Consider the following 15992-nt stretch of genomic DNA (forward strand, 5'->3'; position numbering starts at 1 on the left):
GGGTGGTGGGATGGGGATCAGCGGTAGGATTCGGCGGCCTGCGGACCGGACTCCGCCAGCGCCCGGTGCACCGGCTCGGGCCAGGGCACCGAGCCCGGCTCGCGCGGGGCCGCGTGCACCACCGTCATCCGGCCGCTGGCGGCGATGCCGGTCGGCCCGTGCACGTCGAAGGAGTACTGCAGCGAGGAGGTGCCCACCCGCGCCACCCGCAGCTCGATCCGCACCGGGTCGCCGAACCAGAGCCGCTCGCGGTAGTCGGCCTCGAAGCGCACCCGGGGGATGCGCCCGAACAGGTCGGCCAGCCCGAGCCGGCGCAGCAGTACCGACTCCGCCGCCTCGGCCCAGCGCTGCACCGCCGAGAAGTGGTAGTGACCGGCCGCGTCGGTGTCCGACCACTCCACCCGCCGCTCCACCGAGACGCTGGCCAACTCGGGTCGCCCGAGGGGGAGTCGGGCCCAGCGACGGAGCTCGCCGCGGTGCAGCTTGCCGGTGGTGGTGCGTGGCAGGGCCGGGACGAACTCGACGGCGCGCGGGTACTTGTACGGCGCGATGGTCCGCTTGACGAACTCCTGCAGTTCGCGTACTGCCGCCGGCCCGGTCGGCGCGCCCTCGCGCGGCACCACGTAGGCCTTGACGACGGTCCCGCGCCGCTCGTCCGGTGCCCCGGTGACCGCGCAGTCCGCCACCGTCGGGTGCTCGGCCAGCACCCGCTCGACCTCGGGCCCGGCGATGTTGTAGCCGGCTGAGACGATCATGTCGTCGGTGCGCGCCTGGTACCAGAAGTAGCCGTCCGGGTCGCGGACGTAGGTGTCCCCGGTGAGGTTCCATCCGTCGCGCACATAGCCCGGCTGGCGCTCGTCGCGCAGGTAGCGGCAGCCGGTCGGGCCCTTCACCGCCAGCCGCCCGGGCGTCCCGTCCGGAACCGGCGTGCCCTCCTCGTCCAGTACCGCGGCCCGGTAGCCGGGGACCGGACGGCCGGTGGCGCCCGGGCGGATGTCGGCGTCGGCCGCGGATATGAAGACGTGCAGCAGTTCGGTGGCGCCGATGCCGTCGATCAGCCGTAGCCCGGTCGCCGCGTGGAAGGCCTCCCAGACCGTCGCCGGCAGGTGTTCCCCGGCCGACACGCACCGCCGCAGCGAGCCCAGTCGGTCGGTCAAGTGGGCTGCCAGCAGGGCCCGGTAGGCGGTCGGCGCGGTGAACAGCACGCTCGCCCGGTGCCGCGCCACCTCCTCGGCGAGCTGCTCCGGCGAGGCCTGCTCCAGCAGCAGTGTGGCGGCGCCGGCCCGCAGCGGGAAGACCACCAGCCCGCCCAGGCCGAAGGTGAAGGCCAGCGGGGGCGTGCCGGTGAACAGGTCGTCGGGGGTCGGGCGCAGCACGTGCCGGGAGAAGGTGTCGGCGATGGCCAGGACGTCCCGGTGGAAGTGCAGGGTGGCCTTGGGCCGGCCGGTGGTGCCGGAGGTGAAGGCGATCAGCGCGACGTCGTCGGCGGCGGTGGGCACGGTGGTGAAGCCGCCGGCCGGCTTCGCGGCGCAGCGTGCCGTCAGGTCCTGGGCCCCCGGGCCGCCGTAGCCGACCACGGTCAGGCCCGGGGTTTCGGCTCGCAGCAGCTCGTCGGTCCAGCGGTGGTCGCAGAGGGCGACGACGGGCGCGCTGATCTCGTGGATCGTGGTCAGCTCGGGCGAACGCAGCAGTGCCATGGTGGTCACCACCACCCCGCCGGCTTTCAGCACGCCCAGCCAACAGGCCACCAGCCAGGGGGTGTTGGGCCCGCGCAGCAGCACCCGGTTGCCGGGCAGCAGGGCGAGGTCCTCGGTCAGCACCCGGGCCACCCGGTCGGCGCGGTCCCGCAGTTCGCGGTAGCTCCACTCCTCGCTCGGGCTGAGCAGCGCTCGCCGGTCGGGGCCGAACCGCGCGATGGTGTCGTCCAGCAGCGCCTGCGCGCAGTTGAGTCGGTCCGGATAGGCCAACTCGGGCAAATCGCAGAGTAGTTCTGGCCACTGATCGGAGGGTGGAAGGTGGTCGCGACAGAACGTGTCCACGTGCGCGGAAGGGGAGAGCTCCATCGGCGGCACCTCCATCGGGCGAGCGGGGGAGCGTGCGGGGACAAGGCAAGTATGGCGTGGCCGTGACGCCGGTCAAGAGAGCGATATAAATCTGACGGTTCCCCACCACTCAGGCGCCGCGCGCACCACCGTCCAGCGGGCAGCCGGTGACCCGGATCGCGCCGGTACGCCCCCGGCATCCCGTTCCGCTGGCCCCGGTCAGCCGTTGCCGCACCCGGTCGGCCGTGCCCGTGGAGACGCGGGCACCCCCGTGAAAGGCACTTCCCGCAGGGTCAGTTCGGGCGACATCGCCGCCGTGGCGGGCACCCGCGTCCGGTGGGACCATGGACGGAGGTGTGACATGGCCACTCTGCTCGCGGTCAACGTCGGTCTGCCCAAGGACGTCTCCTGGCACGGCCGGATCACGCGTACCGGGATCTGGAAGCAGCCCGTCACCGGCCCCAGGACGGTTCGGCGGCTCAATCTGGAAGGCGACGGCCAGGGCGACCTGGCCGGGCACGGCGGCGAGCAGCGTGCCGTGCTGGTGTACCAGATCGACTCCTACCGCTACTGGCAGCGGGAGCTGAAGCGGGACGACTTCATGTTCGGCCAGTTCGGCGAGAACTTCACCGTGGACGGGCTGCCCGACGACGAGGTGTGCATCGGGGACCGCTACCGGATCGGGAGTGCGGTCTTCGAGGTCACCCAGCCCCGCGTGACGTGCTACCGCGTGGGCCTGCGGATGGAAGAGCCCCGGATGGCCGCCCTGCTGGTGTCCCACCGCCGCCCGGGCTTCTACCTGCGCGTGCTCACCGAAGGCCGGGTGGAGGCCGGGGACGAGATCGTGAAGATCGCCTCGGGGCCGGAAGGGATGACCGTCGTGGAGATGGACGCCCTGCTCTACCTGCCCGGCCACCGCCGCCCCCAACTCGAGCGTGCGCTGCGCATTCCCGCGCTGAGCCCCGGTTGGCAGGCCTCGCTGCGGACCCTGCTCGACAACGACCTCCGCGGGCTCGGCGCGGCTGCCGGGAACACCGGCCTGACCCCGGCCGCGAACAGCCCGCCACCGGCCTGGCCGGGGTTCCGCCCGCTCAGGGTCGCCCGCGTCACCCCGGAGAGCCGCGACATCTTCTCGCTGGCCCTGGCCTCGACCGACGGCCTCCCGCTTCCGGCGGCACTTCCGGGACAGTTCCTCACGCTGCGGCTGCGACCGGAGGCGGACGGTCCCGCCTTGATCCGCAGCTACTCGCTGTCGGGTCGACCGGGCGCCGCCGAGTACCGGATCAGCGTGAAGCAGGAGCCGCACGGCGCCGCCAGCGGCTACCTGCGCCGGCACGTGACGGTGGGCGACGTCCTGGACGTCGCGGCGCCACGGGGCACGTTCATCCTCGCGGCCGGTGACTCCCCGGTCCTGCTGCTGTCCGCCGGTGTCGGTGCCACCCCGGTCCTGGCCATGCTGCACGCCCTCGCCGACGCGCGGTCCCGGCGTCAGGTGTGGTGGGTGCACGGAGCACGGGACGGCGACAGCCATCCCTTCGCCGAGGAGACGCGGACCCTCCTGGCCGAACTGCCCGCCGGCCACGCCCACGTCTCGTACAGCAGGCCGCGCGCCGGTGACCGCCCGGGCACCGACTACACGGCGGGCGGGCGGATCTCCGACCAGCAGCTGCGCGACCTCGGCCTTCCCCGGGACGCGGACGCCTACATCTGCGGGCCCACCGCGTTCATGCGGGACGTGTCCGCCGCCCTGGTCGCCGGTGGGATCGATCCCAGCCGGATCCACACCGAGACCTTCGGCGCACTGTCCGCCATCACCCCCGGCGTGCTGCCCGCGACCGCACGCGCCCCGCACCTTCCCGCCCACCCACCGGGGGGACAGCCGGGGCCGACCGTCTCGTTCGCCCGCAGCGGCCTGACCGTGCCGTGGTACCCCGGGTACCGGACACTGCTCGAACTCGCCGAGGCCTGCGACGTCCCCACCCGGTGGTCCTGCCGCACCGGTGTCTGCCACACCTGCGAGACCGCCGTGCTCCAGGGCCGCGTCGACTACTCACCGGAACCGATCGAGGCACCGGCCGAGGGGAACGCCCTCATCTGCTGCTCACAGCCACCGGCCGACCTCGTCCTGGACCTGTGAACCGCGCGCCGGGACCTCGCACGCGCGCTCCCCGGCGCCGGTGAACGGGGCCGGCGGGGGTCAGTGGCCGGATCGGGAGAGCAGTTCCCGTTTGAGGACCTTTCCACCGGGGCCGAGCGGGAAGGCGAGGGGGAACTCCACGCGGCGCGGGTACTTGTAGGCCGCCAGACGCGTCCTGGCCCAGGTGACGATCTCCTCGGCCAGGGCGGCGTCCGCGCGGATGCCGGGGCGGACCAGCACGAAGGCGCACACCTCCTGGCCGTGCCGCTCGTGCGGCAGACCGACCACCGCGACCTGGGCGATCGCCGGGTGGCGCGTCAGCACCTCCTCCACTTCGCGCGGGTAGACGTTGTAGCCGCTGCGCAGTATCAGATCCTTCTTGCGGTCGACGATGGACAGGTACCCGTCGGTGTCCAGGCGTCCGAGGTCGCCGGAACGGAACCAGCCGTCGACGATCACCTCGGCGGTCGCCTCCGGCCGGTTCAGGTACCCGGCCATCACGTTGTGGCCGCGGATGACGACCTCGCCGACCTCGCCGGCCGGCAGCAGTTCGATGCGGCCCTCGACCTCGGCCCTGGCGATCGCGACGTCGACGCCCCGGATCGGCCGGCCCACGGTTCCCGGTCTGGTCGGCCAGGCCGGCTGGTTGTAGGCCACCACCGGTGAGGTCTCGGTCAGGCCGTAGCCCTCGTAGACCGGGCAGCCGAAGGTCGCCCGGATCTCCTCCAGGACCGCCACCGGCAGCGCGGCCCCGCCGGAGAACACCCGGTTGAGCGGTGGCCGCCGCGGGTCGCTCCGGGCGGCGGCGAGCAGCGCGAGGTACATGGTCGGCACCCCCATCATCAGCGTGCACCGCTCCCGCACCATCAGGTCCAGCGCCCGCGGGCCGTCGAACCTCGGCATCAGCACCAGGGTGGCGCCGGCCCGGAAGCAGGTGCTCATCCCGCAGATCTGGCCGAAGGTGTGGGACAGCGGCAGGCAGCCGAGCAGGACGTCGCCGGCCTGGAAGGCGAACGGCGAGAGCATCGTGGTCGCGACGTTCGTCACCAGGTTGCGGTGGGTGAGCATGGCGCCCTTGGGCCTTCCGGTGGTGCCGGAGGTGTAGAGCACCACCGCGAGGTCACCGGGTTCGCGCTGGACCTCCGCGGGGATCGGCTCGGCCCGCCCGGCCAGCACGTCCAGGCGCGGCGCACCGCCCTCCCGCTCCACCGCCACCGTGAACAGGGGCGTCCCGGTGGCGTCGGCCGCCTCGGCGCCCTCGCCGAGCTCCGTGGCGGCGCAGATCAGCGCCGCCGCCGCGCTGTCGCGCAGGACGTGGGCGATCTCCTCCGCGCGCAGGAGGGGGTTGACCGGCACGGCCACGGCGCCCAGCGCCAGCACCCCGAAGTAGGCCAGCGGGAAGTGCGCGGTGTTGGGCAGCAGCAGGGCGATCCTGGCGCCGGGACCGAGCCCGTGCCCGCGCAGCACCGCCGCGTAGCGCCGCGCGTCGCGCCACAGTTCGTGGTAGGTGATCCGCCGGCCGTCGAGGACCAGGGCCGCGTGGTCCGGCCGGCGGTGTGCGGACTCGGCCAGGACGGTGGCCAGGGACACGGTCATGGCCGACCACGAGTGGTGTCCGAGACCAGCCGGGCCCGGTCCGGCTTGCCGGTGCCGGTGAGCGGCAACCGCGTGCGGAGGTCGATGACGGCCGGGGCCTGCTTGGGGGAGAGCTCGGCGGCGACGTGCTCGCGCAGGTCCGCCGACGAGGCGTCGCCCCCGGCACGCAGGACGACGGCGGCGTGCAGGTGTTCGACGCGGTCCGCGTCCGGGACGCCGAACACGGCCGCCTGGACCACGTCCGGGTGGGACAGCAGGACGTTCTCGACCGCGGTCGGATAGACCTTGATCCCGTTGGTCTTGATCACGTCGGACATCCGGCCGTGCAGTCGGAGGTAGCCGTGCTCGTCGAGGCGGCCGAGGTCGCCGGTGTGGACCCAGCCGTCCCGGACGGTCCGAGCGGTGAGTTCGGGGTCGTTCAGGTACTCGCGCATCGCGAACGGCGAGCGGACGCAGACCTCACCCACCTCGCCCACGGGCAGGTCGTGGTGGTCGCGCGGATCACGGATGCGCACCTCGCCGGCCAGCGGCCGCCCGACGGTGGTCCGGAGGTCGGCCTCCAGGTGCTCGGCGGGCGTCAGCATGCTGATCGCGCCGGCCTCGCTGCTGCCGTAGACCTGGACGAGAGCGGGGCCGAAGACCTTGACCGCCTCGCCCAGCCGCTCCGGCGAGGCCGGGCAGCCGGTGTAGCACAGCATCGTGAGGGCCGACAGGTCGGTGGCGGCCAGGTCCGGGTGGTCCAGGAGCTGGTAGAGCTGTGGCGGGGAGACCAGCAGCCGGGAGACGCGTTGCTCCCGTAGGGCTCGCAGGACCTCGCCGGCCTCGAAGCCGTCGTGGAGCACCACGCTGCCGCCGGAGGCCAGCGAGTCGTCGGCCGTCGCGCCGCTGGAATGGCTCATCGGAAGGGTGGCCAGGTAGACCGAGCGCCACTTCATCTGCAGACCGGCGGCGATGAAGCCGTTGCGCGTGCGGAAGTCGACCGCGATGCCCTTGGGCTGACCCGTGGTGCCACTGGTGTAGGTCACCACGGCGGCCCGGTCCGGTGGGACGTCCACGGCGGTCGGGTCGAACGCGGCCTCGTCGCCGGCGCTCAGGTCGAGGACGTCGGGGCCGAGGTCGCCGAGCGCGGCCAGCACCGGGGGGTTCGGCAGCAGGTCGCGCAGCTCCCGGGCCGCCGCCAGGTGCTCCGCGTCCACGGCCAGCACGGTCGCATGGGTGTCCGTCAGGATGCGCAGCTCGGCGTTCCTGGTCAGCCGGTCGCCCGGGTCCACCGCGTTGGTGGTGTGCAGGTGGACCACCGTGGCCCCGGTCAGGTTCGCCGCGTACCGCAGGATCAGCGTCGCGGGGGAGTTGGTCACGGTGAGCACGGCGACGACCGCGCCCGCGCCGCCGTCGAGGCCGTCCTCGCCGTGCCGCCGGCGCAGGACGTCGGCGGCCGATCGGACGCCGGCGGTGAGCTCCGCCGCGGTGACCGCGGTGCCCCGCCAGGACAGCACGATCTTCTTGGGCTCGGTGGAAAGCACCTGGAGAACCTGGTTGACGTAGGTGTCACTCGCGGACATGCGAAATTCCCGTCAGGTGGGTGCGATTTCGGCGAGCATAGCACCGGGGCCGGGCATTTCGACCGGCTTTGCGGAACATCCGCCGGAGCATTTCCCACGGCCCGGCGGAACTCCTGGTTCCGGGGCAATGTCGCGGGCTACGCCATCGAAATGATATGCCGCCCGGGGATGATGTCGGGAAGCCGAAGGAATCCGGCTCCCGTCGCGGGCCGGGCGGGCCGTGCCGCGCCGACCGGGCGGTGTCCGCCTGCCCGCCGCTGCGGATCGGGCAGGCGCAGGCGATGCGACGTGTCGCGCGACCGAGCTCCGGTGCGTGTCGCCGACCTTGGGGGCGAGCCCCGTTCCGTGACGGTTCCGAGAGAGCGAGTAGACGTCATGACCCATTACCGGGATTTCTTCCCGCACGACGCGCAGAAACCGGAGCAGGCGGTCGGGAAACGAGAATTCCTCGAGATCGCCCGGCAGGCCGGGAATTTTCCGATGGCGCGGCACGAGCGGGACGGCGCGGTTCGCGACATCAGGGTCTGGTGCAGCAACGACTATCTGGGCATGGGCCAGCACCCCCTGGTGATGGCGGCGGTGCGACAGGCCCTCGACGAGCTCGGGGCCGGGGCGGGCGGTTCCCGGAACATCGCCGGCACCAACGGCTACCACGTCCTGCTGGAACAGGAGTTGGCCGATCTGCACGGCAAGGAGGACGCGCTGCTCTTCACCTCCGGGTACACCGCGAACGACGGCGCGCTGTCCGTCCTGCCCGCCCGTATGGACGGCTGCCTCGTCCTGTCGGACGAGTCGAACCACGCGTCCATCATCGACGGACTGCGGCACAGTGGCGCGGAGAAGCGCATCTTCCGCCACAACGACCCGGCCCATCTCGAGGAACTGATCTCCGCCGCCGACCCCGACCGTCCGAAACTGATCGTGATGGAGTCCGTCTACTCGATGGCGGGCGACATCGCCCCCCTGGCGCAGATCGCCGACATAGCCAAGCGCCACGGGGCGATGACCTTCCTCGACGAGGTGCACGCGGTCGGCATGTACGGACCGCAGGGGGCCGGCATCGCGGCCAGCCTCGGACTGGCGGACGAGTTCACCGTCGTCATGGGCACGCTGGCCAAGGGGTTCGGTACCGTCGGGGGCTACATCGCCGGTCCGGCCGCGGTGGTGGACGCGGTGCGGAGCCTGTCCCGCCCCTTCATCTTCACCACGGCGCTGCCGCCGGCGGTGGTGGCCGGCGCGCTCGCGGCGGTCCGGCACCTGCGGACGTCGGACCGGGAGCGGCAGCGACTGTGGGCGAACGCGCGGCTGACGCACACGTTGCTGACGGAGCGGGGCATCCCCTTCCTGTCCGACCGCTCCCACATCGTCTCCGTGCTCGTCGGGGACGAGAGCGTGTGCAAGGAGATCTCCGGCCTCCTGCTGGAGCGCCACGGCTGCTACGTCCAGGCGATCAACGCGCCGAGCGTGCGGGTCGGGGAGGAGATCCTGCGGATCGCCCCCGGGGCGGTGCACAGCGCCGACGAGGTACGGGGCTTCGTCCGGGCGCTGGACGGGATCTGGGACGAGGTCGCGCTGCCCCGCTGCCGGCGCCCGGTCGCCGGCCGGTAGCGAGGCGCTTCGAAGCCCGGTGGCCGGGTGGGTCCGCGGGCCGGGGCGGTGCGGGGAGTCCGGCCCGGCCCGTCACCGGCGGGTCGAGGCTCCGCCTGGGCGGAGTTGGTCGCCGTGCCGGCCGGAGTCGGCCGGCGCCGGGCGCGGTCAGACGATGGGGCGTCCCTGCCGGATGCGGCGACGGGCGTCCCGGAGGATGAGGTTCCACGGGAACTGGCGGACCGGACGGGGGAGGGCCCGGGAGACGCGGGCGGTGGTGGTGACGTAGGCGTCGAAGGCCCGCTGGTGGCGGTCGCTCCACGGGAGGCGCAGTTCCTCGCGGAAGCGCGGCGGCAGGAAGCCGGTGGTGAGGAAGCGGTGGAAGGACCCCAGTGGCAGGCGCAGGGGAGCGGGGAGGAAGGCCAGGCCCGCCAGCCGGTGCAGGAACGCGCGGCTGGTGTCGTCCATCGTCAGCCCTTCCAGTGAGGCGTTCCAGTACTCCTCGAACGCGGCCCGGTCGGTGGGCCACATGCTCTCGGTGACCTGCAGGGTGGTGCCGAGCCGCGCGCCGGCCCGGTACAGGGCCTCCCGGGCTTCGGCCGGCTGGGGGCCGTGCATCCGCTGGTGGAAGTCCTCCAGACCCCAGAAGAGGCAGGCGGCGACCCAGAGTTGGAGTTCGCGGTCGAAGGCGGTGTAGTCGACGGGGCTGTCGGCGTCCGAACGCACCCGGCGGTGGGACCGGTTGACCTCGCGACGCATCACGGCGCGCTCCGCGTCGGTGCCGAACAGCGCGATCATGAGGTAGCTCAGCGTGGTGCGCATCCGCTTGAACGGATGGCGGTCTATCCGGCCGTGCTCGACCTTGCTCTCGATCACTCCGTAGGCGATCGGCAGGCGTGCGAGTTGCATGATCACGTTCGCCACCGCGACGGCCAGGGCGAACACGTTGACGCCGGCGTCGAGGAGACCCGTGGCCGTCGGGGCTTCCACCGTTCTCGTTCGCGCCTGTGACATTCGGGTGATCCTACTGACTTCCGAAGTCGGGCCGGTCGTCGAGGTCGGCCGGAAGAGGGGCGGAGGTGCGTCAGGGCGCGGGCAGCACCGCCCGCGCCGTCTCCACCAACGCGGCGACCGCCGGGTGCCAGGGCCGGTCCGCGGGGCCGGTGAGCACCAGCCGGCGCCGCACCTCCGGCCGGACCGGCACCAGCACGCAGCCCGCCGGAAGCATCCCGTGGGCGAGCGCCGGCATCATCGAGACCCCGAGGCCCGCGTGCACCATGCTGAGCAGCGTGCCGAGTTCGCGGATCCGGTGCCGCGGGGTGAAGCGTGCGCCGACCCGGCGGTACGCCTCGCGGACCAGTCGCTCGCAACCGCCCTCGGAGAGCAGGAACGGGTCGTCGTCGAGCTCCCGGACGTCGAGCGAGGGCTGACCGGCCAGCGGGTGGTCGGCGCGCAGCAGCGCGTGCAGGGCGTCCCGGGCGAGCAGGAGCGAGCCGGCGGGTGCCGAATCGGGGTCGATCAGCACGGCGACGTCCACCACGCCGGCCCCCAGCCAGGTGGCGAGCTCCTCGTCGTCGCCCTCGAAGATCCGCACCCGGAGCCGGGGATGGGCGCCCTCCCACTCCCGCAGCAGCTCGGGCAGCAGCCCCTGGCAGACGGTGGTCGGCGCGGCCAGCCGGACCGTGCCGGCCGGGCCGCCGCGGTGCCGCGCCACGATGGTCTCGACGGAGTCCGCGGCGGCCGTCGCGGATCGGGCGTGCGGGAGCAGCTCGGCGCCCAGCGAGGTGGGCCGAACCGGGCCGGTGCGGTGCAGCACGGGCCCACCGACGGCCCGTTCCAGTGCGGCGACGGCATGCGAGACGGCCGACTGACTGATGCCCAACTCCTGTGCGGCGGAGCCGAATCCGCCGGTGTCGGCGACGGCGGTCAGCGCCCGCAGCTGGGCCAGGTTGACGCCTGTGGCCATGAGCAACCCTCATCATCCGGAACACACCACTTGTTGGACTCATGATCGACCGGCTCGGCATCGTGTGTCCAGGACGGCTGAGGACGAGGAGGGACAGGTGTTCGGGGTGCGCTGGTGGCCGGGTTTCGTGGCCCTTTCGGTGATCTGGGGTGGCAGTTTCGCGCTGATCAAGGTGGCGCTGGACGCCGGGGTGCCGCCGGTCTGGGTGGCCCTGTGGCGCTGCGCGCTGGGCGCGGCGGTGCTGCTGACGATTCTCCTGCTGCGGGGCGAACGGCTGCCGCGCTCCCCGCGCACCTGGGCGCACTCGGCGCTGGTGGCCGCGCTGCTCAACGCGGTGCCGTTCGTGCTCTTCTCCGCCGGGGAGACCCGGGTCAGCTCGGTGCTGGCCGGGGTCTGGAACGCCACCACCCCGCTCTTCACCCTGCTCTTCTCGCTGGTCGCGGCCCGGGACGAGCGCCCGGGGCCGCGCCGGCTGGCCGGGCTCGCGCTCGGCTTCGCCGGGGTGCTGACCGTGCTCGGCGTCTGGCACGGTCTCGGCGCCGGGCGGCTGGCCGGCAGCCTGGCCTGCCTGGGCGCGACCGCCTGCTACGGCGCCGGGTTCGTCCGCACTCGGCGCCACCTCTCCGGGCTGGCAGACAGCAGCACCGCCCTGGCCGCCCTGCAGATCTGCTGCGCGACGGTCGAACTGGCCGGGCCGGCAGCGCTGGAGGGCGGCGCGCCGCACTGGCCCGGTGTCCGGGCGGCGGTGGCGCTGCTGGTGCTGGGCGGCCTGGGAACCGGCGTCGCGTACGTCCTCAACCTGCGGCTGGTTCGCACGGCGGGCACCACCGTCGCCTCCGCCGTCACGTACGTCATTCCGCTCTGGTCCACGGCCCTGGGTGCCCTGTTGCTCGCCGAGCCGGTCGATTGGAACACCGCGCTCGGCGGTCTCCTGGTGATCGCCGCCGTCACCCTGATCCGTACCCCGCCCCGGGTCAGCGCTTCCGGGCCAGCGTGACGCCGTCGCGGACGGGGAGCATCACCGCGTCGACCCGGTCGTCGGCGGCGATGAAGTCGTTGAGGCGGCGCATCGCCAGGTGGTGCTCCTCCCGGTAGGCGGGATCGAGGACGCGGCCGCCGAGGAAGACGTTGTCCAGCACGACCAGGCCGCCGGGGCGTAGGCGCGGGACGATCTCCTCGTAGTAGAGCGGGTAGCCGACCTTGTCCGCGTCGATGAAGGCGATGTCGATCTCCGGCTCGGCGGGGAGCGCGCGCAGGGTCTCGACGGCCGGGCCGATCTTCAGCTCGATCCGGTCGGCCACGCCCGCCCGCTCCCAGTACTCCCGGGCGATCGAGGTCCACTCCTCGCTGACGTCGCAGGCGAGCAGCCGGCCGTCCGCGGGCAGGCCGCGGGCGATGCAGATCGAGGAGTAGCCGGTGAACACGCCGACCTCGACGGCCCGGCGGGCGCCGACCAGCTGGACCAGCATGGTCAGGAAGGCGCCCTCGTCGGGCGCGACCTGCATCCCCGACGCGTCGGTGGCCTCCCGGGTCCGGACGACCAGGTCGTGCAGCAGCTCGTCGGCGGGCGTGCAGTGGGTGAGCAGGTAGTCGCTGACGACCGGGTCGGTGATCCGCAGGGATTCGCCGGCGACCGCGGGGGTCCAGTCGACCTCGAGCGCCTGGTCGGCGGCGAAGCGGACCAGGTGGCGGGTCACCACGTCCTGGACCCGGGTCAGGGCGTCGAGGTCGGTGGCCGTGGCGAGCAGGTCCAGCCGGCCGTGGGCGGAGGTGAGCACGCAGGTCCCGCCGCCGAGCGTGATCGTCCCCCGGCCGTCACCGGCGAGTGCGGTGTCGGCCCTGTGGCCGAGGTGTGAGACGAGCTGCTTCAGGTAGCGGGCGGGGCGATCGATGGCGACCTGAGCGGTGGAGACGGGCAACGCGAACTCCTTCATCTGCGGATCCACGAGAGGCGACTCGCCAAGCGGCGAAGTTTCTCAACGCTTTTGGACCGGATTCTGCCCCCGGGCGCTTTGCTTGTCAAAGGATCGACATCCGTAGACACTTCCGGGTATGGAAGACGGACGAACCGAGGACGACGCCGAGCCGCCGCTGGTGTTGCGCTCGCCGGAGCAGTTCAAGGCGCTCGGGCACCCCGTGCGCCACCGCATGGTGAACGTCCTGCGCCAGCGGCCCGCGACGCTGCGCCAGCTGACCGCCGTGCTCGGGATGACCAAGGGGACGATCGGCTACCACGTGCGCGTCCTGCGCGAGGCCGGCCTGGTCCGGCTGGCCGGGACCCGGCAGGTGCGCGGTGGCACCGAGCAGTACTTCGCGCTGGTCAGCCGCGGCTTCAAGCTGGCCGACGACGCCGAGGTCGGCGGCGAGTTCCTGATCAACGCGGCCCTGGCCGAGATGCTGCCCAGCCGGACCGGGCACACCGTGCTGCGCCACCTCTGGCTCACTCCGGACGAGGCCGAGACGCTGGCCGCGCGGCTGCGGGAGCAGGCCGCCGAGCCGTACCCGACCGACAGCTCCCGGGGCGAGGCCTACGGCTTGTTGGTCAGCCTGTACCGGGCCGACATCCCGAACCTGTCCCCCGAGGAGTCGGATCCGGAGGAGCCTGGTGCCGAGGGCTGACGGCGAGGCGTCAGCCAGCCGTGGTGCCCGGGCCTCCGGGGGCGGGGCAGCCGGGTTCGGGCTCGTCCAGCAGGAGCTCCAGCAGCGGAATGGCCGCCTCCAGCTCCCGGCACTGCTCCGGCGTGAGCCGCCCGCTGCGGTGGGCCAGCAGCTCGGAGCGCTCGCGGCGGATCCGGGTGATGGCCTCCAGGCCCGCCGGGCTGAGTTCCAGCAGCTGGGAGCGGCCGTCCAGCGGGTCGGGGGTCTTGGCGATCAGCCCGTCGGCGGTCAGCGGACCGATCGTGCGGATCATGGACGGCACGGCCACCCGTTCCCGGGCGGCGAGTTCGCCCAGTCGCAGTGGCCCGTGCTGCTCGATCCGGGCCAGCGCGGAGAGCTGGGCGAAGGTCAGGTCCTTCCCGCTGGAGGCCTGGGCCATCTGCCGGTTGAGCCGGGCGATCACCAGGCGGAGCCGGACGACGGCGTCCGAGGAGAGGCCGCCGCGGGCCTCGGCCCCGGTGCCGCCGCCCTCGACCGCGCTCATGATCCGCCACGCCCCTCCCGGCTCGGCCGCGGGCGCCCGGTCCCCGAGCGGCCGGCCCGCGGACGACCCGTGGTGGGCCGGTCGCGCACCAGCGAGGCGGCCGCGGCGACCAGCGACATCGCGATCGCCAGCCAGAACACCACCACCAGGCCGTCGTGGAACGGCCCGGAGATCAGCTGCGGGAAGAACTGCCGGCCGGTCAGCGTCCGTGCGTTGGCCGCCGGCAGCTGCCCGAGCACGTGCGGGCCCAGCAACTGCTGGATCGGGTTGTAGCCGAGGAACGCGGCGAAGAGCGTGCCCACCGGCGGTAGCGACGCGATGGTGTGCGCGTCACCGGCCGGCACGCCCTGCGCGGTGAGCCCGGAGCTGAGCGTGTGCGGCAGCGACCCGGCCAGCCCGGCCACCATCAGCGAGAAGAAGACGCCGATCGACAGCACCATGCCGGCGTTCTGGAAGGTGGCCCGCATGCCGGAGGCGGCGCCGCGGGCCCCGGCCGGCACGCTCGACATGATCAGCGAGGTGTTGGGCGCGGCGAACAGGCCACCGCCGAGACCGTTGAGGAACACCAGGAACGCGAACCACGGGTAGCCGAAGTCGGTCGGCAGCACCAGCAGCCCCGCGAAGGAGACGGCCATCACCACCAACCCGCCGGCGGCGAACAGCCGGGCCCCGGCCCGGTCCGACAGGTAGCCGGAGATCGGTCCGGCGGCGAGGAAGCCGAAGGTCAGCGGGACCAGGTAGATGCCGGCCCAGAGCGGGGTGTCGGCGTAGTCGTAGCCGTGCAGCGGCAGCCAGATGCCCTGCAGCCAGATGATCAGCATGAACTGCAGACCACCGCGGGCGACCGAGCCCAACAGGGTGGCCGCGTTCCCGCCGGCGAAGACCGGGTCGCGGAACAGGGCCAGCGGGAACATCGGCTCGGCGACCCGGGATTCGACCAGGCAGAACGCCACCAGCAGCGCCACGCCGCCGATCAGCCCGGTCAGCACCCAGGGGTTGGTCCAGCCCATGGTGTGGCCGCCGTACGGCTGGATGCCGTAGGTGATCGCGGCCAGCAGCGCGGTCAGGCCGAACGCGAACGTGACGTTGCCCCACCAGTCGATCCGGGCCGGCCGGCGGACCCCGGTGTCGTGCAGCGACCGGTACGCCCAGACCGTGCCGAGGATGCCGATCGGCACGTTGACCCAGAAGATCGACCGCCAGTCCCACTCGGCGAGCAGCCCGCCCAGCACCAGGCCGACGAACGAGCCGGCGATGCCGGCCACGATGTTCACGCCCAGCGCCATGCCGCGCCGGTCGGCCGGGAACGCGTCGGTGATGATCGCCGCCGAGTTGGCCATCAGCATCGAGCCGCCGACCGCCTGGACCACCCGCCAGCCGATCAGCCACAGCGCGCCGGGCCCGCCGTGCAGCGGGTCGAGCGAGAGGGCCACCGAGGTGACGGTGAAGACCAGGAAGCCGGCGTTGTAGATCCGCACCCGGCCGTGGATGTCGCCCAGCCGCCCGAGGGTGACCACCAGGACGGCCGTGACCAGCATGTATCCCATCAGCATCCACAGCAGGTAGCTGACGTTGCCGGGCTGCAGCGGGTCCAGGCCGACGCCGTTGAAGATGGCGGGCAGCGAGATCAGCACGATCGAGGCGTTGATGGTCGCGATCAGCGTACCGAGGGTGGTGTTGGAGAGCGCCACCCACTTGTAGTGGGGGTGCTCGGGGTCGGTGGTCCACCGCGAGGTCCCCGCGCGTCCGGTGCTGCCGCCGGTTGCGGCTCTGGTGGTCACGCTGCCTCCTGGAGAGTGCTCGGCTGGGTCGCCGCCGTCCGGAGTGCTTCGATAGGTCTCGTCAGCTAACGATAGTCGGATCATCGGGTTTTCAATAGGCGCTCGGGAGGCACAAGGGGCGCACGGCGCGCCGGGACGCTCCCTTGGCGCCGACGGTCCCGCCGTGCGATGTATAGCGA

12 protein-coding genes and 1 pseudogene are annotated in these 15992 nt (G+C 72.9%); 4 read left to right on the forward strand and 9 right to left on the reverse strand.

The window, feature by feature from the left end; all coding sequences use genetic code 11:
• Window positions 1-17: 17 nt before the first annotated feature.
• Window positions 18-413 carry an acyl-CoA thioesterase gene (locus ACZ38L_RS13280; RefSeq protein ID WP_465692351.1) on the reverse strand — a complete coding sequence of 132 codons (396 nt, stop codon included), beginning with the start codon at window positions 411-413 and terminating at the stop codon, window positions 18-20.
• A gap of 48 nt (window positions 414-461) precedes the next feature.
• Window positions 462-2063, reverse strand: a pseudogene (locus ACZ38L_RS13285) (AMP-binding protein); the annotation flags it as partial.
• Window positions 2064-2403: 340 nt separating this feature from the next.
• Between ACZ38L_RS13285 and ACZ38L_RS13290 the strand changes: the two are divergent.
• Window positions 2404-4179: an MOSC domain-containing protein gene (locus ACZ38L_RS13290; protein WP_465692258.1), complete on the forward strand. Its 1776-nt coding sequence runs from the start codon at window positions 2404-2406 to the stop codon at window positions 4177-4179.
• Between the two features lie 60 nt (window positions 4180-4239).
• Here ACZ38L_RS13290 and ACZ38L_RS13295 read toward each other — a convergent pair whose 3' ends face one another.
• Window positions 4240-5775, reverse strand: coding sequence for a long-chain-fatty-acid--CoA ligase (locus ACZ38L_RS13295; protein ID WP_465692260.1), 1536 nt, complete (start codon window positions 5773-5775; stop codon window positions 4240-4242).
• The gene (locus ACZ38L_RS13300) at window positions 5772-7337 is read right to left on the reverse strand and encodes a class I adenylate-forming enzyme family protein (RefSeq protein WP_465692262.1); all 1566 of its coding nucleotides are present in this window, start codon (window positions 7335-7337) and stop codon (window positions 5772-5774) included. The genes ACZ38L_RS13295 and ACZ38L_RS13300 overlap by 4 nt, the downstream gene beginning before the upstream one ends.
• 375 nt (window positions 7338-7712) lie before the next feature.
• On the opposite strand from ACZ38L_RS13300, the gene hemA reads away from it, so the two are divergent.
• The gene (hemA, locus tag ACZ38L_RS13305) at window positions 7713-8945 is read left to right on the forward strand and encodes a 5-aminolevulinate synthase (protein WP_465692264.1); all 1233 of its coding nucleotides are present in this window, start codon (window positions 7713-7715) and stop codon (window positions 8943-8945) included.
• 147 nt (window positions 8946-9092) lie between these two features.
• Here hemA and ACZ38L_RS13310 read toward each other — a convergent pair whose 3' ends face one another.
• The gene (locus tag ACZ38L_RS13310; RefSeq protein WP_465692266.1) at window positions 9093-9938 is read right to left on the reverse strand and encodes an oxygenase MpaB family protein; all 846 of its coding nucleotides are present in this window, start codon (window positions 9936-9938) and stop codon (window positions 9093-9095) included.
• A 70-nt stretch (window positions 9939-10008) separates the two neighbouring features.
• The gene (locus ACZ38L_RS13315) at window positions 10009-10890 is read right to left on the reverse strand and encodes a LysR family transcriptional regulator (protein WP_465692268.1); all 882 of its coding nucleotides are present in this window, start codon (window positions 10888-10890) and stop codon (window positions 10009-10011) included.
• 97 nt (window positions 10891-10987) lie between these two features.
• Here ACZ38L_RS13315 and ACZ38L_RS13320 point away from each other — a divergent pair, with 97 nt between their 5' ends.
• The gene (locus tag ACZ38L_RS13320) at window positions 10988-11887 is read left to right on the forward strand and encodes a DMT family transporter (RefSeq protein ID WP_465692270.1); all 900 of its coding nucleotides are present in this window, start codon (window positions 10988-10990) and stop codon (window positions 11885-11887) included.
• Here the strand turns inward: ACZ38L_RS13320 and ACZ38L_RS13325 are convergent.
• Entirely contained in the window at window positions 11865-12824 is a 960-nt protein-coding gene (locus ACZ38L_RS13325) for a DUF2218 domain-containing protein (RefSeq protein WP_465692272.1), read from the reverse strand. The two genes, ACZ38L_RS13320 and ACZ38L_RS13325, sit on opposite strands and share 23 nt — an antisense overlap.
• Window positions 12825-12942: 118 nt before the next feature.
• Here ACZ38L_RS13325 and ACZ38L_RS13330 point away from each other — a divergent pair, with 118 nt between their 5' ends.
• Window positions 12943-13509: an ArsR/SmtB family transcription factor gene (locus ACZ38L_RS13330; protein WP_465692274.1), complete on the forward strand. Its 567-nt coding sequence runs from the start codon at window positions 12943-12945 to the stop codon at window positions 13507-13509.
• Window positions 13510-13519: 10 nt separating this feature from the next.
• Here ACZ38L_RS13330 and ACZ38L_RS13335 read toward each other — a convergent pair whose 3' ends face one another.
• Complete coding sequence (locus ACZ38L_RS13335) at window positions 13520-14032, reverse strand: MarR family winged helix-turn-helix transcriptional regulator (RefSeq protein WP_465692276.1); 513 nt, start codon at window positions 14030-14032, stop codon at window positions 13520-13522.
• A complete protein-coding gene (locus tag ACZ38L_RS13340) occupies window positions 14029-15897 on the reverse strand; it encodes an MFS transporter (RefSeq protein ID WP_465692278.1) in 1869 nt (622 codons plus the stop codon). The genes ACZ38L_RS13335 and ACZ38L_RS13340 overlap by 4 nt, the downstream gene beginning before the upstream one ends.
• Window positions 15898-15992: the final 95 nt, after the last annotated feature.

The sequence above is a fragment of the Kitasatospora sp. NPDC024654 genome (assembly GCF_055559155.1).